Annotated in this window: 19 protein-coding genes; 8 read left to right on the top strand and 11 right to left on the bottom strand. The window is 66.9% G+C overall.

Annotation, left to right across the window (positions count from 1 at the left end; all coding sequences use genetic code 11):
• Nucleotides 1-3 precede the first annotated feature (3 nt).
• Nucleotides 4-1,050 (top strand): WD40 repeat domain-containing protein, encoded by a 1,047-nt coding sequence (locus ACQY8M_RS07545; RefSeq protein WP_428670448.1) that lies wholly within the window; start codon nt 4-6, stop codon nt 1,048-1,050.
• A 109-nt stretch (nt 1,051-1,159) separates the two neighbouring features.
• Nucleotides 1,160-1,675: a HEAT repeat domain-containing protein gene (locus ACQY8M_RS07540; RefSeq protein WP_428670446.1), complete on the top strand. Its 516-nt coding sequence runs from the start codon at nt 1,160-1,162 to the stop codon at nt 1,673-1,675.
• Between the two features lie 116 nt (nt 1,676-1,791).
• On the opposite strand, the gene ACQY8M_RS07535 is transcribed toward ACQY8M_RS07540, so the two are convergent.
• Nucleotides 1,792-2,259, bottom strand: coding sequence for a hypothetical protein (locus ACQY8M_RS07535; RefSeq protein WP_428670444.1), 468 nt, complete (start codon nt 2,257-2,259; stop codon nt 1,792-1,794).
• Nucleotides 2,260-2,271: 12 nt separating this feature from the next.
• Complete coding sequence (locus ACQY8M_RS07530) at nt 2,272-2,742, bottom strand: hypothetical protein (protein WP_428670442.1); 471 nt, start codon at nt 2,740-2,742, stop codon at nt 2,272-2,274.
• 142 nt (nt 2,743-2,884) lie between these two features.
• On the opposite strand from ACQY8M_RS07530, the gene ACQY8M_RS07525 reads away from it, so the two are divergent.
• Both ACQY8M_RS07525 and ACQY8M_RS07520 read left to right on the top strand, forming a co-directional pair.
• Nucleotides 2,885-3,550, top strand: a complete 666-nt coding sequence (locus tag ACQY8M_RS07525; protein WP_428670440.1) for a response regulator — start codon at nt 2,885-2,887, stop codon at nt 3,548-3,550.
• Entirely contained in the window at nt 3,550-4,920 is a 1,371-nt protein-coding gene (locus tag ACQY8M_RS07520) for a sensor histidine kinase (RefSeq protein WP_428675331.1), read from the top strand. The genes ACQY8M_RS07525 and ACQY8M_RS07520 overlap by 1 nt, the downstream gene beginning before the upstream one ends.
• A gap of 114 nt (nt 4,921-5,034) precedes the next feature.
• On the opposite strand, the gene ACQY8M_RS07515 is transcribed toward ACQY8M_RS07520, so the two are convergent.
• Nucleotides 5,035-6,246: a Bcr/CflA family multidrug efflux MFS transporter gene (locus tag ACQY8M_RS07515; protein WP_428670438.1), complete on the bottom strand. Its 1,212-nt coding sequence runs from the start codon at nt 6,244-6,246 to the stop codon at nt 5,035-5,037.
• Nucleotides 6,247-6,355: 109 nt separating this feature from the next.
• A complete protein-coding gene (locus ACQY8M_RS07510) occupies nt 6,356-7,582 on the bottom strand; it encodes a Bcr/CflA family multidrug efflux MFS transporter (RefSeq protein WP_428670436.1) in 1,227 nt (408 codons plus the stop codon).
• A gap of 33 nt (nt 7,583-7,615) precedes the next feature.
• Here ACQY8M_RS07510 and ACQY8M_RS07505 point away from each other — a divergent pair, with 33 nt between their 5' ends.
• The 4 genes from ACQY8M_RS07505 to ACQY8M_RS07490 are packed head-to-tail and all read left to right on the top strand — an operon-like array spanning nt 7,616 to nt 11,161.
• A complete protein-coding gene (locus tag ACQY8M_RS07505) occupies nt 7,616-8,398 on the top strand; it encodes a HesA/MoeB/ThiF family protein (RefSeq protein WP_428670434.1) in 783 nt (260 codons plus the stop codon).
• Complete coding sequence (locus tag ACQY8M_RS07500) at nt 8,395-8,784, top strand: DsrE family protein (RefSeq protein ID WP_428670432.1); 390 nt, start codon at nt 8,395-8,397, stop codon at nt 8,782-8,784. Before ACQY8M_RS07505 ends, ACQY8M_RS07500 begins: the two co-directional genes overlap by 4 nt.
• Entirely contained in the window at nt 8,781-9,758 is a 978-nt protein-coding gene (locus ACQY8M_RS07495; RefSeq protein ID WP_428670430.1) for an adenosine kinase, read from the top strand. The genes ACQY8M_RS07500 and ACQY8M_RS07495 overlap by 4 nt, the downstream gene beginning before the upstream one ends.
• On the top strand, nt 9,755-11,161 hold the full coding sequence (locus ACQY8M_RS07490; RefSeq protein WP_428670428.1) for an AmpG family muropeptide MFS transporter: 1,407 nt from the start codon (nt 9,755-9,757) through the stop codon (nt 11,159-11,161). Before ACQY8M_RS07495 ends, ACQY8M_RS07490 begins: the two co-directional genes overlap by 4 nt.
• A gap of 149 nt (nt 11,162-11,310) precedes the next feature.
• On the opposite strand, the gene phoB is transcribed toward ACQY8M_RS07490, so the two are convergent.
• From phoB to ACQY8M_RS07455, 7 genes are all read right to left on the bottom strand, one after another.
• A complete protein-coding gene (phoB, locus tag ACQY8M_RS07485; RefSeq protein WP_428670426.1) occupies nt 11,311-12,051 on the bottom strand; it encodes a phosphate regulon transcriptional regulator PhoB in 741 nt (246 codons plus the stop codon).
• Nucleotides 12,048-12,761, bottom strand: coding sequence for a phosphate signaling complex protein PhoU (gene phoU, locus ACQY8M_RS07480; protein WP_428670424.1), 714 nt, complete (start codon nt 12,759-12,761; stop codon nt 12,048-12,050). Before phoU ends, phoB begins: the two co-directional genes overlap by 4 nt.
• A gap of 29 nt (nt 12,762-12,790) precedes the next feature.
• On the bottom strand, nt 12,791-13,621 hold the full coding sequence (pstB, locus tag ACQY8M_RS07475; RefSeq protein ID WP_428670422.1) for a phosphate ABC transporter ATP-binding protein PstB: 831 nt from the start codon (nt 13,619-13,621) through the stop codon (nt 12,791-12,793).
• Nucleotides 13,621-14,493, bottom strand: a complete 873-nt coding sequence (gene pstA, locus ACQY8M_RS07470) for a phosphate ABC transporter permease PstA (protein WP_428670420.1) — start codon at nt 14,491-14,493, stop codon at nt 13,621-13,623. Before pstA ends, pstB begins: the two co-directional genes overlap by 1 nt.
• A 4-nt stretch (nt 14,494-14,497) precedes the next feature.
• Nucleotides 14,498-15,514, bottom strand: coding sequence for a phosphate ABC transporter permease subunit PstC (gene pstC, locus ACQY8M_RS07465; RefSeq protein WP_428670418.1), 1,017 nt, complete (start codon nt 15,512-15,514; stop codon nt 14,498-14,500).
• A gap of 49 nt (nt 15,515-15,563) precedes the next feature.
• Nucleotides 15,564-16,610, bottom strand: coding sequence for a phosphate ABC transporter substrate-binding protein PstS (gene pstS / locus ACQY8M_RS07460; protein ID WP_428670416.1), 1,047 nt, complete (start codon nt 16,608-16,610; stop codon nt 15,564-15,566).
• 120 nt (nt 16,611-16,730) lie between these two features.
• Nucleotides 16,731-18,110, bottom strand: a complete 1,380-nt coding sequence (locus ACQY8M_RS07455; RefSeq protein WP_428670414.1) for an ATP-binding protein — start codon at nt 18,108-18,110, stop codon at nt 16,731-16,733.
• Nucleotides 18,111-18,117: the final 7 nt, after the last annotated feature.

Genomic DNA, 18,117 nt, shown 5'->3' with positions numbered 1-18,117 from the left:
CCAGTGAAGCTCGATCTCGGAAATCCGGCGTGGCGGTCGACGCTGCCGCCCGCCCGTTCGGTTGCGTCGGACGCGCCTGTCTCCGCCTGCGCCTTCAGCCGCGACGGCAAGACCGCCGCGTTCGCGCTCGGTGATGGACGCGTGCGCCTGCTGCCGGCAGATGTGAACAACGCGGCGGCCGAGGCACAGGAGCCGCTGCACAAGGGCGCGGTGCTGTCGCTGATCGGCGACCCGCTCAACGATGGCTTCATCAGCGGCGGCGACGACGGCCGCCTGCTGCGCATCGCCGCCGACGGCAGCGCGAGCGAGATCGCGGTCCAGAAAGGCAAGTGGATCGACAAGCTCGCCCCCCATCGCGCCAACGGAACGGTCGCGGCCTCGGCGGGCAAGATGGCGCTCGTGGTCGACAAGGCGGGCGAGGTGCGCGAGTTCGGCCCGCACCAGAGCACGGTGACCGGCATCGACTTCAGCAAGGACGGCAGCCGCATCGCCTGCTCTCACTACGATGGGATCACGATCTGGAGCATCGGCCAGGTCGTCCTGCCGCCGCGCCGCTTCGGCTGGCGCGGCAGTCACGTCGCGCTGAAATGGAGCACCGACGGCAAGTTCATCGCCACCGGCACTCAGGAGAACGACATCCATGTCTGGCGCATCGCCCAGGCGAGCGACATGCGCATGGCGGGCTATCCCGCCAAGGTGAAGTCGCTGTCGTGGTCGGCCGACGCGCGCTGGCTCTACACGTCCTCGCAGCCGGTTTTCACGGCTTGGCCGTTCGCGGGCAAGGGCCCCGAGGGCAAGCCGCCGCTTCAGTTCGGCGAGGAAGGCGCCGGCCTGATCACCGTGGTCGCAGCGCACCCTTCCGCCGAATTCGTGGCCGGCGGCTACGATTCGGGAGAGTTGCAGCTCGGCGACATCAAGATGCGCCGTTCGGTGGTGCTCAAGATGTCCGATGCCTCGCCGGTCAGCGCGTTGGCGTGGTCACCCGACGGCTTCCGCCTCGCCATCGGCAACGAGAACGGCGACATGCTGGTGATCGACCTGCGGCGCTGAACATGAAAGCGGTCGACGACAGCTGGTCGACGGCGGCCTTGATCGAGACGGCATTCGTCGATCACCAGGACGACAGCGATGAGCCCTGGAGGAATGCTGCGACGCCCTCGTGGCGCTCCTGCGCGATCCGTCCAAAGACGTTCAGGTCTTGGCGATCTACGGGCTCGGTCATCTCTGCAACCATCGCTGCGATGCCGACTTGCTCGCCCTGGAAGACCATCCCGAGCCGGCGATCCGACAGGGCGTGGCCCTCTCGCTGATGGGCACGACGCTGCCGGCCGCCGTTCCGGTCCTTCTGCAGCTTATGGCAGATCCCTATGTCAAGGCACGCGACTGGGCGACCACGACACTCGGCTCAGCCGAGTGCTTCGATGGGCCGAAAATTCGAGAAGCGCTGATGCAGCGCGTCACCGTGGACGAGGACGACATCATCCGCGGCGAAGCGCTGCGTGGCCTGGCGCGCGGCGATCGGCGGGCCGCACCTCTGATAGCGGCCGAGCTGGCTAGGAGCGGTGCTCGATATTGGGCGTTCGAGGCGGCCGCCAAGATCTGTCTTGGCCTCGACGAGTACAGCAGCGTGGAAGCAGAGGAGCTGATTGTCGACCTGCGCGCGGTTCGGCATTGAAGAGGCAGGCCGCCTCGATGAGGCGGCCTGCCGTTCGTTATCATGCTATGGACCGCAGACATCCTGTGCGCTCTATTTCATGCCAAGCCGCAAGCTCGCGGTCCACTGAAGAGGCGCTACCGCGCCTCCGCCCATTTCGGGTCGTCGCCTGCCGCGGGCTTCGTCTTGCGGATATGGCCGTCGAGCTCGATGTGCAGCTCGGTGAAGCGGCCGTCGCGGCGGCCCAGCACCTCGAAGTGCTTGGGCTTGCGGCGCGGGGCGCCGACCGGCTCATAGCCGGCGTTGCGCGCCGCCTTGAGAACGACGGCGGGGTCGACATTGCCGCCGTGATGGTCGTGATGCGGCTTAGGGGGATGCTCGATCCGCACCGTCTGTCCGTCCCGCGTGAAGCTCGTGACCTTGAGCTCCGTGGGCTTCTGCTCGCCCTCGAGAGAAACCTGGTCGCCGACGCGAAGGGCGATCCGGTCGGCACCCTTCGGCGTCAGGTCGGCGAGGATCGCGCCGGCAGCGGTCTCGACCACGAAGCGATGGCCGAAGACATGGAGGATCCTGCCCGACGCGCGGGCGTGATGATGATCTGGCATGCCGTTCTCCGATCAGCGCGGCGGCGGGGGCGGCGGGGGAAGACGGCCGCCGGGACCGCGATCCACGGCCGCGTCGCGCGGCGGACGGGGCGGCGGTGACGGCGGACCGAAGGCCTGGTTGCGGCCATCGGCATGCGACACGGTCTGCGCCACGATGAAGCCGCGCTCGAAGCGGCCCTGCACCATGACCAGCTCGCCCTTCGCGACGGCGGCGCCGTTCTCGCCCTGCGGGCCGAGCTCGACCAGCGCACGGCCGGTGTCGTCCTGCAGGATGAACTTGTTGCCGAAAATCTCGGCGACGCTGCCCTTCACGGCGACGATGTTGTCGGCCTGCAGCTTGTCGATGACGACGGGGGTGAGCAGCATGACCGCCTGAGGCGGCGAAGGCGGCGCGGGCGGTGGCGGCGCCTGCGCGAAGGCCGGCGAACCGGCGACCAGGGCCGCCAGCACGGCAGTCGAGAGCAGGGTGGATTTGAGTGTCACGGATGCCTCCTGTGAGGGGTTGCGATGGGCACAAGCTAGCGAACCCGTCCAAATCCAGTCTGAACCGCGCGGTTCAGACTGCGTTAAGCTTCGCCCGCTACTCGTGCTGGCATCCAAAGATGCCCGGAACCCGGCGAAACCGATGAAGATCCTTCTGGTCGAGGACGACCGCCTGCTGTCGCAACAGATCGCAGATGCCCTGCGCGACGAGAATTTCGCCGTCGACATCGCGGGCAACGGCGAGGACGGCCAGCATCTCGGCGAGACGGAAACCTATGACGCCGCCGTCCTCGATCTCGGCCTCCCGAAAGTGCCGGGCGCCGCCGTGCTGCGTGCCTGGCGGCAGGCCGGCCGACAGCTGCCGGTGCTCATCCTGACGGCACGCGACGGCTGGAGCGAGAAGGTCGAGGGCTTCAAGGCCGGCGCCGACGATTACCTGACCAAGCCGTTCCGGATCGAGGAGCTGATCATGCGGCTGCGTGCGCTGGTGCGACGCTCGGCGGGCCACGCCGCACCGCGCATCGTCTGCGGCGCGATCGCCTTCGACGCTCAGACCGGTGTGTTCGAGCGCGACGGGCTGGCGCTCAAGCTGACGGCGCTCGAATGGCGGGTGCTCGAATGCCTGATCCTGAAGAAGGATGTCCCGGTCGATCGCATCGCGCTCGCCGAGAAGGTCTACGAAGGCGATATCGTCACCGATTCGAACTCGCTGGAAGTGATCGTTGCCCGCCTGCGCCGCAAGATCGGCCACGATGCCATCGAGACCGTGCGCGGCCGCGGCTACCGACTGGTCTGCGGCACCACGTGATGTGGGCATCCTTATCCCTGGGCGCCCGACTGCTGGCTGGCGCGGCGCTGTTCATCACCGTGGCGTTGCTCGTCGCGGGCATCGCGATCGGCTTCCTGCTGCATCACTTCATCCAGCGGCAGGTCGACGAGCGGCTCGACACCCAGATCGTGTTCCTCGCCTCGATGCTGCGTGCCGACAAGGACGGACGACTTGCCCTCTCCGGCAATGCCGACGGTCCGCCATTCGATCGGCCCGGCCGCGGCTGGTACTGGCAGGTCAGCGGCCCGGCCAACACGTTGCGCGCCCGCGCCCTGCGCGCAGAGACGCTCGATGTCCCGGCGTTATCGCCGCCGCCCTTGCCGCCGGTCGGATCGCGCCCGGCCGCCCCGCCTCCCCTGCCGGCGGACGGTCCGGGGCCAGGCGGCGACGCGCTTCATTTCCGCGCAAAGGTTGTGGCCGTGGAGGACGTGCGAGCGGAGATCGTGGCCACCGCGCCGCGCGCCGCCGTGCGCGGACCGCTGTTCGATGCGCTCACCATTCTCGGCCTCGCGCTTGCCGCGCTCGAAGGGGCGCTGCTTCTCGCGATGCTGCTCCAGGTGAGGCTTGGGCTGCGCCCCCTCGCCCGTTTGCGCGACGCCGTCGCCGACGTGCGCGCCGGCCGCAGCGAACGCCTGCCAGCCGACCAGCCCGCCGAGGTGCGTCCCCTCGTGGCCGAAATGAACGCGCTGCTCGAGCAGAACGCGGCGAATCTCGAGCGCGCCCGCCGGCACGTCGCCAATCTCGCGCATGGCCTCAAGACTCCGCTCGCCACGCTGGGCCTGGCCCTGTCGCGCAGCCGGGACAACGAGGCAGACCTGGCGCCGCTCGTCGAGGTGATGGACCGGCGCATTCGCCATCATCTCGGCCGCGCCCGTACCGCAGCCCTCGCCGGACCGGTGCGGGCGCAGACCGTGGTTGCCGAGCGGCTTTGTGCGCTCGGTGCCGTGCTGTCGAAGGTCAATGCCGCACGGCACATCGACCTGACGATCGACGTTCCGCCGGCTGCCGCCGTTGCCTGCGAGGAGCAGGACTTCGACGAAATCGCGGGCAATCTGCTGGAGAACGCGTTCAAGTGGGCACACGGCACAGTCGTCGTGCAGGCAGCCGCCGGGCCTGGCCGGCTGCTGACGCTCACCATCGACGATGACGGTGACGGTCTCGCGCCCGAGCAGATCCGCCGCGTGCTGCAGCCGGGCCAGCGTCTCGACGAAAGTGCGCCGGGCTTCGGGTTCGGCCTGTCGATCGTGCAGGAACTGGTCGAACTCTATGGCGGGACCCTGGATTTCGCGCGCGCCTCTGCCGGCGGCTTGCGCGTTGTCCTCTGCCTGCCACGGGCCGAAGCCGTCTGACGAGCAAGCACGATGGATCGCGCTGTGAGGCGTCCGCTGGAAGCCCCTCAACTTCTTCATGGCCCACGTGCAAGCTATTCAGTGAGCCGCAAGAGGGCCTGCGCTCGCCACCGTCTAATGCCGGTTCCCGACGAGCAGCCGATTGCTGAGGAAGCACATCACGCCGGCCAGCCCCATCGCCGTGGTCATCGGCACGATGGTGCCGTCGAAGGCCTGGCCGACGATCGCGCCGAACAGGGCGCCGACTCCGAATTGCATGACGCCCATGAGCGACGAGGCAGTTCCGGCCATATGAGGATAGCGTTGGAGCGCCATCGCCATGGCGTTGGGGCCGACGAAGCTGTTTGAGGCGATCTGGAGCACGAAAAGAGGCAGGAACGGCCAAAGGCCGATCGCACCGGTGTGTGCCTCGACCAGGCCCGTCACCAGGACGATCGGGCCGACGATTGCCGGGACGATGACGGCGGACCGCAGCATGTGATGTGCGCCGACCCTGGGCACGAATCGGGCATTCGTCAGGCTGGCCAGGGTCAGGAACATCACCTGGGCGCCGAAGATCAAGCCGAAGGCCCGCGGCTCGACGCCGTAGCGCTCGATGAAGACGAAGGGCGAGCCCGACAGGAAGGAAAACAGCGCGCCGAACTGGAACGCGCCGGTCAGCGCGTAGCCCATGAAGGCGCGATGGCGCACGAGCTCGCCGTACCGTTTCAGCACCGAGCCGAGATGGAGCGGTTGGCGGTATTCCGGCCGCAATGTCTCGGGCAGGCGCAACCAGGCCGCCACCCAGGCCAGCGCGCCGATGCCCGCCAACACCCAGAAGATCGCCCGCCAGCCGAAGAACCACAGGACCTGCCCACCGATCAGCGGCGCCAGCATCGGGGCGATCGAGGAGCAGGCGTGCATCAGCGACATGGCCCGCGCCGCCTGGTCCTTCTCGGCGAGGTCACGCACCATGGTGCGCGCCAGCACCACGCCGCCGCACGCCGCCAGCCCCTGCAGGAGGCGCAGCAGCACGAGATGGCCCGCTTCCGCGGCGAAAGCGCAGCCGATGCTGACGACGATGTAGGTGGCGAGGCCCGTCAGGATCACTGGCCGGCGGCCGAACCGGTCGCCTGCCGGTCCATAGAAGATCTGGCCGAAGCCGAAGGCGACCAGGAAAGCCGAGAGCGTGAGCTGGATGTCCCCCACCGTGCCGCGCAGATCGGCGGCGATCACCGGCAGCGCCGGCAGATACATGTCGATCGACAGCGGCGTGAAGGCGGACAGCAGCGCGAGTAGCGCCAGCAGGAGCGGTTTGAGGGTCGGGCGGGTCGCGGTCGGGGGCATCGTCGTTTCCGCTGTACCATGCCCGGACGGATTGGCGGACTGGGACGCCACCGTCCGGAGACGACGGGCTTTTCGTTGCCAGGAAGTTCGCGGGGCCAGCCAGGGCACGCTAGCTGCGGTTGCCGACCAGCACGCGGTTCGAGAGGAAGCAGAGGATACCGGCGACGCCCATGGCCAGCGTCATCGGACCGATCGTGCCATCGTAGGTCTGGCCGACGACCGCGCCGAACAATGCGCCGAGGCCGAACTGCATGACCCCCATCAGCGAGGAGGCAGTACCCGCCATGTGTGGGTAGCGCTGGAGCGCCAGTGCCATCGCATTGGGGCCGATCAAGCTGATGGTGGCGATCTGCGGTGCGAAGCAGGCCACGATCGGCCACATGCCGACGGTACCGTAGCGCGCCTCGATCTGGCCCAGCACCATAGACGAGATGCCTGAGAGCAACGGCGCGTAGACAGCATAGCGCAGGATCTTGTCCGGTCCGAGCACACGCACGAAGCGGGCGTTGAGCAGGCTGCCGATGGTCATGAACACGATCATGCCGCCGAAGATCAAACCATAGTTCCGCGGCGCGATGCCGTATTTTTCGATGAAGACGAAGGGCGAGCCCGAGATGAACGACAGCAGCGCGGAAAACATGAAGGAGGTCGTGAAGGCGTAGCCCATGAACGCGCGATGGTGGAGCAGCTCGCCAAAGCGCTTGAGGATCGACGACAGGACCAGCGGTTGACGATACTCCGGCCGCAGCGTCTCGGGCAGCCAGAGATAGGACATGGTCAAGGCCAGCACGCCGATCAGGGCCAGGGCCCAGAACACCGCGCGCCAACCGAGAAACCACAGGATCTGCCCGCCGATCAGCGGCGCCACCATGGGCGCGATCGATGTGCAGGCCATCATCAGCGACATCGCCCGCGCCGCCTGATCCTTCTCGGCGAGATCGCGCACCATGGTGCGCGCCAGCACCACGCCGCCACAGGCCGCCAGACCCTGCAGGAAGCGCGCCAGCACCAGATGGCTCGCTTCCATCGCGAAGGCACAACCGACACTGGTCAGCACATAGATCGCGAGACCGCCCAGGATGACGGGGCGTCGGCCGAAACGGTCGCCGGCGGGGCCGTAGAAAATCTGGCCAAAGCCAAAGGCAAGCATGAAGGCCGAGAGGGTGAGCTGGATGTCGCCTGCGGTGCCGTGCAGGTCGACGGCGATCACCGGCAGGGCCGGCAGGTACAAGTCGATCGACAGCGGCGTGAACGCCGACAGCAGCGCCAGCAACGCCAGCAGGAGGGGCGTCAGCGTCGGGCGGGTCTTGGTCGGTGGTTCGGCGGTCGTGGTCATCGGCGTCTCTAGCACCCATGCTATAAGCGGACCATGACGGCGCTCGACATGACGGAAATGCAGATCAGGCGGTACGCGCGGCACATCGTGCTGGCCGAGATCGGTGGCGTGGGCCAATCCAGGCTGATCGCCGCCAAGGTGCTGGTGCTGGGTGCCGGCGGACTTGGAGCACCCCTCCTGCAGTATCTTGCGGCGGCCGGCATCGGCACCCTGGGCGTGGTCGACGACGACACGGTCGACCTCTCCAACCTGCAGCGCCAGATCATCCATCGCACCGCCGATATCGGCATGCCTAAGGTCGTGAGCGCCGAGCGGGCGCTGGCCGACATCAATCCCGAAGTCACCGTCCATGCGCACAAGGAGCGGCTGACGGTGACGAACGCCGAGCGGCTGATCGCCGGGTATGACATCGTGGCCGACGGCAGCGACAACTTCGCCACGCGCTACCTGCTCAACGACGTCTGCTTCCGCCTGAGGAAGCCGCTGGTCGCCGCCGCAATCCTGCGGTTCGACGGCCAGATCTCGACCTACAAGGCCTGGCAGGGACCAGCCCATCCCTGCCTGCGCTGCATCTTCCCCGTGGCGCCGTCGGAAGATGCCGTGCCGAGCTGCGCCCAGGCCGGGGTACTGGGGGCACTGGCCGGCACGCTGGGCGCGCTGCAGGCGACCGAGGTGGTGAAGGAGATCCTGGGCGTCGGCCGCTCGCTCTCCGGCCGCCTGCTGACCTACGACGCGCTCGACGGCTCGTTCGAGGAGCTCGCGGTCGAGAAACGGCCGGACTGCCCGACGTGTGGGGATCGGGGCGGACACCCATGAGCCAGGGCGGGCTTTCGATCATCGTGCGGTCCGGCAAGTACGAGGACGCGCATTATGCGCTGGCGATGGCCAGCGCCGCGCTCGCGGTGAATCAGGCGGCCGTCCTGTTCTTCACCATGGGCGGCCTGCGAGCCCTCATGACCCAGCCGGCGCTCGACGACTGGCAGCGCGATGCGCTCAACCGGCAACATGGCGTGGGCGACTTCGAGACGCTGCTGCAGGCCTGCATCGAGCTTGGCGCTCGCTTCATCGTATGCGAGATGGGTTTGCGCTCGCTCGCCATCGATCGCGCGTCGCTGCGCGCGGACATTCCTTTCACGGTAGCCGGTATCGTGACCCTGCTCGAGGAGACCAAAGCCGGCATGCATCTTTTGGAGATTTCATGACATCTGCCGCTTTCGACGTGCTGGGTATCGGCAACGCCATCGTCGACGTCATCACCCGCGCCGACGATGCCTTCCTCGCCAGGCACGAGCTCACCAAGGGCAGCATGATGCTGATCGACGAGGCCCGCGCCGAGACGCTCTACGCTGCGATGGGACCGGGCATCGAGGTGTCGGGCGGCTCGTGCGGCAACACCATGGCCGGCGTTGCCTCGTTCGGCGGCAAGGGCGCCTATATCGGCAAGGTCAAGCAGGACCAGCTCGGCGCCGTGTTCGGCCACGACCTGAAGTCGATCGGCGTGTCGTTCGACACCCCGCAAGCGACCAGCGGTCCCTCGACCGCGCGCTGCCTGATCATGGTCACGCCCGACGCCCAACGCACGATGAACACCTATCTCGGCGCCTGCACCGGCCTCGGACCCGACGATATCGACCCCGGCGTCGTCGGCGCCGCGCAGGTGACCTACGTCGAAGGTTATCTGTGGGACGCGCCGGAGGCGAAGAAGGCAGTGCTCAAGGCGTTCGATGCGGCGCATGCCGCCGGGCGGCTGGTCTCGATCACCCTGTCGGATTCGTTCTGCGTCGGCCGCTATCGCGACGAGTTCCGCGCCCTGATCCGCGACAAGGTCGACATCCTGTTCGGCAACGAGTCCGAGATCACCTCGCTCTACGAGGTCGACTCCTTCGAGAAGGCACTCGAGGCGACACGCAAGGAGGCCAAAATCGCCGCCCTCACCCGCAGCGAGAAGGGCTCGGTCGTGATCAAGGGCGGCGAAACCTATGCCGTTCCTGCCGCGCCCGTCTCCCGAATTGTCGACACCACCGGCGCGGGGGATCTCTATGCCTCCGGCTTCCTGTTCGGCTTCACCCGCGGCAAGCCGCTCGCCGAATGCGCGCGGCTGGGCGGCATCGCTGCGGCAGAGATCATCTCCCACGTCGGCGCGCGGCCCGAGACGGCGCTCAAGGACCTGATTTGAGCGCTGACGCACCGGCAAAGGGGTGGCGGGAGTCGCTAGCGACTTACCGCCATCCGCGCGTCGTCCAGTTCCTGTTCCTCGGCTTCTCGGCCGGGCTGCCCTTCCTGCTTGTCTTCTCGACGCTGTCGGCGTGGCTGCGCGAGTATGGCATCAGCCGCACCGCCATTGGCTTCATAAGCTGGATCGGCATCACCTATTCCTTCAAGTTCGTCTGGTCGCCCGTCGTCGATCGCGTCCCCCTGCCGCTGCTGACCCGCTGGCTGGGACGGCGCCGCTCCTGGATGCTGCTGGCCCAGAGCGGGATCGCGGGCGGCCTGCTCGCCATGGCGTTCTGCGACCCCCGCACTGACCTGTGGTGGATGGTCGTGTTCGCACTGGTCGTCGCCTTCTCATCGGCCACGCAGGATATCGCCCTCGACGCCTGCCGTATCGAAGCAACCGATGCGAGTCTGCAGGGTGCGACGGCCGCGACCTACCAGCTCGGCTACCGCATCGCTGTCCTCGCCGCCGGGGCGGGCGCCCTCTACGTGGCGCAATTCGTCTCCTGGACGGCGGCCTACCAGACGATGGCGGCGCTCGGTCTCGTCGGAATCATGACGACCCTTCTGATCTCGGAGCCGGAGCGCCGGAGCACCGCCGCGACGACCGCGCTCGAAGGCAAGGTGGCCATCTTCGCCGCGGGGCTCGGGAACATGCCCGGCTGGTCGCGCAAGGTGCTGATCTTCGTCTATGACGCAATCGTCTGCCCGTTCGTCGATTTCTTCGCGCGCTTCCGCTGGATGGCGGTCGTCCTGCTGCTGTTCATCGGCCTGTTCAGGCTGTCGGACATCGCGATGGGCGTCATGGCCAACCCGTTCTACATCGACATGGGGTTCAGCAAGGATCAGATCGCCGACATCTCGAAGATCTACGGCTTCGCCATGACGATCCTGGGCGCGCTGCTGGGCGGAGCGCTGGTTTTCCGCATCGGTGCAGCGAGGCTTCTGATGCCGGCGGTGGTCCTGATTGCAGCGAGCAATCTCACCTTTTCGTGGCTCGCTTGGGTCGGTCATCCGGACCTGCTGATCCTCACCATCGCCATCAGTGTGGACAACCTGGTTGGCGGCATGTCCGGTTCGATCTTTATCGCCTTCCTGTCGGGACTGACCAACACGGCCTACACGGCGACGCAGTACGCGCTCTTCACCTCGGTTATGACACTGCCCGGAAAGCTGCTCGGCGGCTCCTCGGGATGGGTCGTCGACAGGCTGCAGGAAGAATTCTCCGCCACCCACAGGTTCGGGGGTTACGCGATCTTCTTCGTCTACACCACGCTGCTCGGCCTGCCTGCGCTCGTGTTGGCGGCCATCGTTCGCCGTCACTTCGAAAAAGAAACCCCTCCTTCGGGGCCGAAGGAGGGGTAGTCGTAGATCGGCTACGGGGTATCAACCGTGCCGGGGGAACCTGCCCATTCCAGTGCGGGGCGTGGGGGGCCAGGATGGAATGAGCGAGTTCCGTGTAGCGGCGGCACGCTACAGGAGCGTGACCGGGGTGTGGAAAACTACCCTTGCAATTACCCTTGCGCGTCGAGCGCGTAGCCGGCGGCGCGGACGGTGCGGATCAGGTCGGCGTCGCTGTCGCCGTTCAACGCAATGCGCAGGCGGCGGATATGCACGTCGACCGTGCGGGCCTCGACATAGACGTCCTTGCCCCACACCGAATCGAGCAGCTGCTCGCGCGAGAAGACACGGCCGGGATGTTCCATGAAATGGCGCAGCAGGCGGAACTCGGTCGGCCCGAGATGGACCGGCTTGCCGCCCCGCGTCACGCGATGCGCGACGAGGTCCATCACGATGTCGGCATAGCTCAGCGCCTCGTCGGCGAGCGCCGGCCGGATCCGGCGCAGCACGGCACGGATGCGGGCGACGAGCTCGGTCGGCGAGAACGGCTTGGGGACATAGTCGTCGGCGCCGGCGTCGAGGCCGCGCACGCGATCGCCCTCCTCGCCGCGCGCCGTCAGCATGATGATCGGCAGGTTTGCTGTCGAGGTCTGGCGCCGCAGCTGGCGGCAGACCTCGATGCCCGACATCAAGGGCAGCATCCAGTCGAGCAGGATCAGGTCGGGCGTATCCTCCTGCACCGAGGCCAGGGCCTCCTCGCCGTCATAGGCGACGGCGACGGCGAAGCCGGCCTGCTCGAGATTGTAACGCAGCAACTCCACCAACGCGGTTTCATCCTCGACGATCAGCACGCGCGGCTTCAGCGACGACGTCTGCGTGTCGCGGCGGGAAGGAGCGGTGGTGGCCACGTTCATGACGCCGTATCCGTCGTGTAGAGTGAGCCACTGCCTTTGCGCCGGGTTTCGGCGAAGCTCTGACCGGTGCTGCGGAAGCTCACCAGCTCGGCGATGTTGGTGACATGGTCGCCGGCCCGCTCGATGTTCTTCGCCATGAACAGGAGATGTGTGCAGGCCGTGATGGTGCGCGGGTCTTCCATCATGTAGGTCAGGAGCTCGCGGAACAGGCCGGTGTAGACCTGATCGATCTCCTCGTCGCGGTTCCACACGTCGTGCGCCTTGGCGACATCGCCGTCGGCAAAGGCGTCGAGCACGTCCTTCAGCGCGGTCCTCACCAGCTTGCCCAGGCGATCGATGCCGGCGACCGCCGACGCCGGCGCGGTGCCCTGGGTCATCACGATGCCGCGCTTGGCGGTGTTCTTGGCGTAGTCGGCGATCCGCTCGAGCGCCGCCGCGATCTTGATCGACGACAGCACCATGCGCAGGTCGTTCGCCATCGGCTGGCGCAGCGCCAGGAGCTTGACGGTCTGCTCCTGCACCGCGACATCGAGGGCATCGACGCGAGCGTCGTCGGCAATCACCTCCTCCGCGATCTGCGTGTCGCGCTCGCGCACGGCGGTCAGCGCCTTGGCGAACTGGCTCTCGGTCAGGCCGCCCATCTCGTTGATCGTCGCGTTGAGGCGCTCCAGCTCTTCGTCGAAGCGCTTCAGAATGTGGTCGCTCGCCATTGTACTTGATCCTTCTTCGGGCACGCCGGTCAGCCGAAACGGCCCGTGATGTAGGCCTGCGTGCGCTTGTCCTTGGGGGTCGTGAACACCGTCGCGGTCTGACCGAACTCGATCATCTCGCCGAGATACATGAAGGTCGTGAAGTCCGAGACGCGCGCGGCCTGCTGCATGTTGTGAGTCACGATCACGATCGTGTAGTCCTGCTTCAGCTCGTCGATCAGCTCCTCGATCTTGGAGGTCGAGATCGGGTCCAGCGCGGAGCACGGCTCGTCGAACAGGATGACCTCCGGCTTGACCGCGACCGTACGCGCGATGCACAGGCGCTGCTGCTGGCCGCCCGACAGGCTGAGGCCGCTGGCGCCCAGCTTGTCCTTGACCTCGTCCCACAGCGCGCCGCGGCGCAGGGCGTGCTCGACCCGGCCGTCGAGTTCCGACTTGGGCAGGTTCTCGTAGAGACGGATGCCGAAGGCGATGTTCTCGTAGATCGTCATCGGGAACGGCGTCGGCTTCTGGAACACCATGCCGATGCGCGCGCGCAGCAGGTTGATGTCCTGGTCTTCACGCAGGAGGTTATCGCCGTCGAACATGACGTCGCCGGTGGCGCGCTGGCCGGGATAGAGGTCGTACATGCGGTTCAGGATACGCAGCAGGGTGGACTTGCCGCAGCCCGAGGGCCCGATGAACGCCGTCGCCTTGTTCGCGTAGAGCGACAGGTTGATGCCCTTCAGCGCCCGGCTGTCGCCATAGAAGAACTCGAGGTTCTTGATCGTGATCTTGGCCGTGAGCTTCGAGACGTCGATTTGGCCGTGCGCAGCGACGGGAACGGCGACGCTGGGAGCGTCGGTGGATTGCATGGACATCAGGATTTCCTCGCGGAGGTAAGCGAACGGGCCAGGATGCTGAGCCCCAAGACGGTGACGGTGATCAGCAGCGCGCCGGTCCAGGCGAGCTTCTGCCACTCGGCATAGGGCGACAGGGCGAACTGGAAGATGACGACCGGCAGGCTGGGCATCGGCGCGCCCATGTTCAGGCTGAAGAACTGGTTGTTCAGGGCGGTGAACAGGAGCGGGGCCGTCTCGCCGCTGATGCGGGCGATGGCCAGCAGGATGCCGGTGACGATGCCCGCCTGGGCGGCGCGATAGGCGATGCGGACGATCATGTGGGCGCGCGGCAGGCCGATCGAGGCAGCGGCCTCACGCAGCGTGTCGGGCACCAGCATAAGCATGTCCTCGGTCGTGCGGACGACGACGGGGATCACGATGACGGCCAGGGCGACGGCGCCGGCCCATCCCGAGAAGTGGCCCATCGGCGCGACCAGGATCTCGTAGACGAACAGGCCGATCACGATCGACGGTGCGCTGAGCAGGATGTCGTTGATGAAGCGAACGACGCTCGAAAGCTTGTCGTGACGGCCGTACTCGGCGAGGTAGGTGCCTGCCAGGAGGCCGATCGGCGTGCCGATGAACACCGCCAGCACGGTCATCACGATGCTGCCCAGGATCGCGTTGAGCAAGCCGCCCGCGGCGCCGGGCGGCGGCGTGTTCTCGGTGAACACCGAGAGCGAGAGGCCATCGATGCCCTTGTAGAGCAGCACGGCCAGAATCAGGACCAGCCAGCCCAGGCCGAAGATGGTGGCGGCGAACGCCAGGCCCTTGGCGATGCTGTTGCGGCGGCGGCGGCCCGCGTAGAGCGGACTGTCCAGGGCGGCCGTCTTGGATGTGGTTGTGGCCATTGTCCTACTTGCCTCCCTGCTGCTGCAGGCGCATCAGCATGTAGCGCGCGATCGCCAGCACGCAGAAAGTGATGAAGAAGAGGATGAGGCCGAGCGCGACCAGCGACGATGTGTAGAGGTCGCCCACCGCTTCGGTGAATTCGTTGGCGATCGAGGCGGAAATCGTCGTGCCGGGCGCGAACAGCGAGGCCGAGATGTGATGGGCATTGCCGATCACGAAGGTGACGGCCATCGTCTCGCCCAGTGCGCGGCCCAGTCCCAGCATGAAGCCGCCGATGACGCCCACCCGCGTGAACGGCAGGACGACGTAGCGGAACACTTCCCAGGTCGTGCAGCCGACGCCGTAGGCTGCCTCCTTGAGTACCGGCGGGACGGCATCGAACACGTCGCGCGAGATCGAGGTCACGAAGGGCAGCACCATGATCGCCAGGATGAGCCCGGCGGTGAACATGCCGATGCCGTAGGGCGGGCCCGCGAAGATCGTCGAGAGGACCGGCACATTGGCGAAGGTATTGATGAACAGCGGCTGCACATGCTCCTGCATGAACGGCGCGAAGACGAACAGGCCCCAGATGCCGTAGATGATGCTGGGGATGCCGGCCAGCAGCTCGATGGCGATGCCGATCGGGCGGCGCAGCATCTTCGGGCAGAGCTCGGTCAGGAAGAACGCGACCATCAGGCCGACCGGAACCGCGATCAGCATCGCGATGAACGACGTGACCAGAGTGCCGAAGATCGGTGCCAGGGCGCCGAAGCGCTCGGTCACCGGGTTCCACGATTCGTCGAACAGGAAGCCGAACCCGAACGTGCTGAGCGCGGGAGCCGCGCCGTAGATGAGGGCGATGATGACGCCGCTCAACAGGGCGAGCACGGCGAGCGAGGCGCCGCGCGTCAGCCCATGGAATATGGAGTCCGTCAATTTCAGGCGTCGAAGCACCGCCGCCCGCGAGGCAGATGCCGCGGCCGGTGCGCTTGCGCCCTTCAATACAACTTCACTCACGTGCCGATCCCCCGAAGCCATAAACCCCCCAAGAATGAGGGGCGGGTGTCTCCACCCGCCCCGTCCCGAATTAGTTGGTCGGCGAGTACAGCGGCTTGCCGTCCGCGCCCTTGATCTCGGCCTGCCACATCTTCTTGATGTCGTTGACGACGTTCTGGGGCATCGGCACGTAGTCGAGCGACTCGGCCATCGCGTCGCCCTTGGTGTAGGCCCAGGCGAAGAACTTCAGCGCCTCGGCCGACTCGGCCGGCTTCTCCGGCTTCTTGTACATCAGGATCCAGGTCGCGGCCGCCATCGGCCAGGACTTGTCGCCCGGCTGGTTGGCCAGGATCACGCCGAAGCCCGGCTTGGAATTCCAGTCGGCGCTCGCCGCGGCGTCCTGCACCGTGTCCGAGCCCGGCGCGACCGCCTTGCCCGCCTTGTTGATCATCTTGGTGAAGGTCATCTTGTTCTCTTTGGCGTAGGCGTACTCGACATAGCCGATCGAGCCCTTGGTCTGCGCCACGTTGCCGGCCACGCCTTCGTTGCCCTTGGCGCCGATGCCCACCGGCCACTGCAGCGCCGTGCTGACGCCGACCTTCGTCTTCCACTCCGGGCTGACCTCGGCCAGATAGTAGGCAAAGTTGTAGGTCGTGCCCGACCCGTCCGAGCGACGCACCGGTACGATGGCCTGCTTCGGCAGCTTGAGGTTGGGGTTGAGCTTGGCGATCGCAGCATCGTCCCAGCTCTTGATCTGGCCGAGATAGATGTTCGCCAGCGTCGGCCCGTCGAGCACCAGTTCGCCCGGCTTGACGCCCTCGAGATTGATGATCGGGGTCACCGAACCCATGACCATCGGGAACTGGGCAAGTCCGGATTCGTCGAGTTCCTTGCCGGAGAGCGGAGCATCGGACGCGCCGAAGGTCACGGTCTTGGCCTTGATCTGCTTGATGCCGCCACCCGAGCCGATCGATTGGTAGTTTATGTTGGTGCCGGTCTCTTTCTTGTAGGCGTCCGCCCACTTGGCATAGACCGGGTAAGGGAAGGTAGCGCCTGCGCCGGAAATATCGGTAGCGAAGGCCGACCACGACGTCGCGACGAGCGCGGCGGCGGTCAAGGCTATTCTGGAAATTCTCACGGTTCTCTCCTGTGTTCGAGTCGCGTGCGGACTGGAGTAGGAGGCTTCGGTCTCTTTCGTATGACTATTTTATGACGTTCCAATTACAGCACACCGAGTGAATCATCTTGATCCGCGTGGCTATGCCGCAGGCAAAGTGACTGTGAAGACGGAACCTTTTCCCGGGGTGCTCTGGATGTCGAGCCGACCGCGGTGGCGGTTCACCACGTGCTTGACGATGGCGAGGCCGAGGCCGGTCCCGCCGAGCTGACGCGAACGGGCATTGTCGACCCGGTAGAAGCGCTCGGTCAGGCGCGGCAGGTGCGCGGCGGGGATGCCGTCGCCTTCGTCGCTGACGGCGACCGCGAGCCGGTCGGGGCCGAGCGGGCGCGCCGCGATCCGCACCGTGGTTGCGGGCCTTGAATACTTGATCGCGTTGTCGATCAGGTTCTGGAACACGATGGTGAGCTCGTCGTAGTCGCCAACCGCCGGCGGCAACGCCGGATCGACCGCCAGCTCGAGCGTGACCTTGCGCCCCGAGGCTTTGAGCTGCAACAGGTCGCGCACGCCGCCGAGCACGCGGCCGACGTCGACGGCCGCCGCGGGCCGGGCATGCTCGTGCTGCTCGATGCGCGACAGCATCAGCAGGTCGTCGACCAGCCGACGCATGCGCTCGGCCTGCTCGGCCATGATGCCGAGGAAGCGCTCGCGCGCGGCCGCATCGGCGCGTGCCGGGCCGCGCAGGGTTTCGATGAAACCCATGATGCCGGCGATCGGAGTCTTGAGCTCGTGGCTCGCATTGGCGACGAAATCTGCGCGCATGCGCTCGGCCCGCCGCAGCGCTGTGGTGTCGTGCAGCACGATCAGGGCGAGCGATCCGTCGGCTGCCGCGCGCGGCAGGCGGCGGGCATGCGCCATGACGTCCAGTTCGGGCGCGCCCGACAGCACGAGCGCGACGGCGGCCTGGTCGGGCCCGGTGTAGTTGCCGTCGGTCGTAGCCAGCAGCGAGTCGATCGTGGCAAGCAGCTCGGGATGGCGCAACGCCGTTGAAAGATCGCGGTCGGGCACGATGGTGCCGAGCAGTGCCACCGCGGCACGGTTGGTGCGCACGATGCGGCGCTGGCGGTCGACCCCGATCAGCGGATCGGGCAGGCCATCGACGATCGCCTGGGCGGAGGCCGCGAGATTGTCGATCGAGGCGCGCTGGCGGCGCCAGCCGGTCGCCAGCGTCGCCGCCGCGGTCGCGAGTTCCTCGGTGGCCGGCGCGAAGGACAGGCGCGGCATCACGGGCTCCCGTTCGCCCGACAGCTCGCCGACGAAGCGCGCGAAGCGCCCCAAGGAGATGAGATAGCGCTGCACCAGGATCACGGTGACCACGGCGATGCAGAGAAAGGCGACCAATGCGGGCCGTCCCGCCAGCGCACCGGTCCAATGGAGCGTGGCGAGAGCGACGCCGGACGGCGTCAACGCCACGAGATTGGCGGAAAGATAGCGGCGGAGCGGCAGCAACTGGTCGGCCATGTCCGCC

Origin of the sequence: Reyranella sp., from assembly GCF_965279465.1 — a bacterium.
Classification (GTDB): domain Bacteria; phylum Pseudomonadota; class Alphaproteobacteria; order Reyranellales; family Reyranellaceae; genus Reyranella.
The sequence above is the reverse complement of the archived record's forward strand: the minus strand, read 5'-3'. Positions and strand labels throughout refer to the sequence as shown.

What these genes read in the sequence shown, in the direction of transcription:
- ACQY8M_RS07535 (WP_428670444.1), bottom strand. Translation starts at nt 2,259, where the DNA reads ATGCCAGATCATCATCACGCCCGCGCGTCGGGCAGGATCCTCCATGTC.
- ACQY8M_RS07525 (WP_428670440.1), top strand. Translation starts at nt 2,885, where the DNA reads ATGAAGATCCTTCTGGTCGAGGACGACCGCCTGCTGTCGCAACAGATC.
- ACQY8M_RS07520 (WP_428675331.1), top strand. Translation starts at nt 3,550, where the DNA reads ATGTGGGCATCCTTATCCCTGGGCGCCCGACTGCTGGCTGGCGCGGCG.
- ACQY8M_RS07515 (WP_428670438.1), bottom strand. Translation starts at nt 6,246, where the DNA reads ATGCCCCCGACCGCGACCCGCCCGACCCTCAAACCGCTCCTGCTGGCG.
- ACQY8M_RS07510 (WP_428670436.1), bottom strand. Translation starts at nt 7,582, where the DNA reads ATGACCACGACCGCCGAACCACCGACCAAGACCCGCCCGACGCTGACG.
- ACQY8M_RS07505 (WP_428670434.1), top strand. Translation starts at nt 7,616, where the DNA reads ATGACGGCGCTCGACATGACGGAAATGCAGATCAGGCGGTACGCGCGG.
- ACQY8M_RS07500 (WP_428670432.1), top strand. Translation starts at nt 8,395, where the DNA reads ATGAGCCAGGGCGGGCTTTCGATCATCGTGCGGTCCGGCAAGTACGAG.
- ACQY8M_RS07495 (WP_428670430.1), top strand. Translation starts at nt 8,781, where the DNA reads ATGACATCTGCCGCTTTCGACGTGCTGGGTATCGGCAACGCCATCGTC.
- phoB (WP_428670426.1), bottom strand. Translation starts at nt 12,051, where the DNA reads ATGAACGTGGCCACCACCGCTCCTTCCCGCCGCGACACGCAGACGTCG.
- phoU (WP_428670424.1), bottom strand. Translation starts at nt 12,761, where the DNA reads ATGGCGAGCGACCACATTCTGAAGCGCTTCGACGAAGAGCTGGAGCGC.
- pstB (WP_428670422.1), bottom strand. Translation starts at nt 13,621, where the DNA reads ATGTCCATGCAATCCACCGACGCTCCCAGCGTCGCCGTTCCCGTCGCT.
- pstA (WP_428670420.1), bottom strand. Translation starts at nt 14,493, where the DNA reads ATGGCCACAACCACATCCAAGACGGCCGCCCTGGACAGTCCGCTCTAC.
- pstC (WP_428670418.1), bottom strand. Translation starts at nt 15,514, where the DNA reads ATGGCTTCGGGGGATCGGCACGTGAGTGAAGTTGTATTGAAGGGCGCA.
- ACQY8M_RS07455 (WP_428670414.1), bottom strand. Translation starts at nt 18,110, where the DNA reads ATGGCCGACCAGTTGCTGCCGCTCCGCCGCTATCTTTCCGCCAATCTC.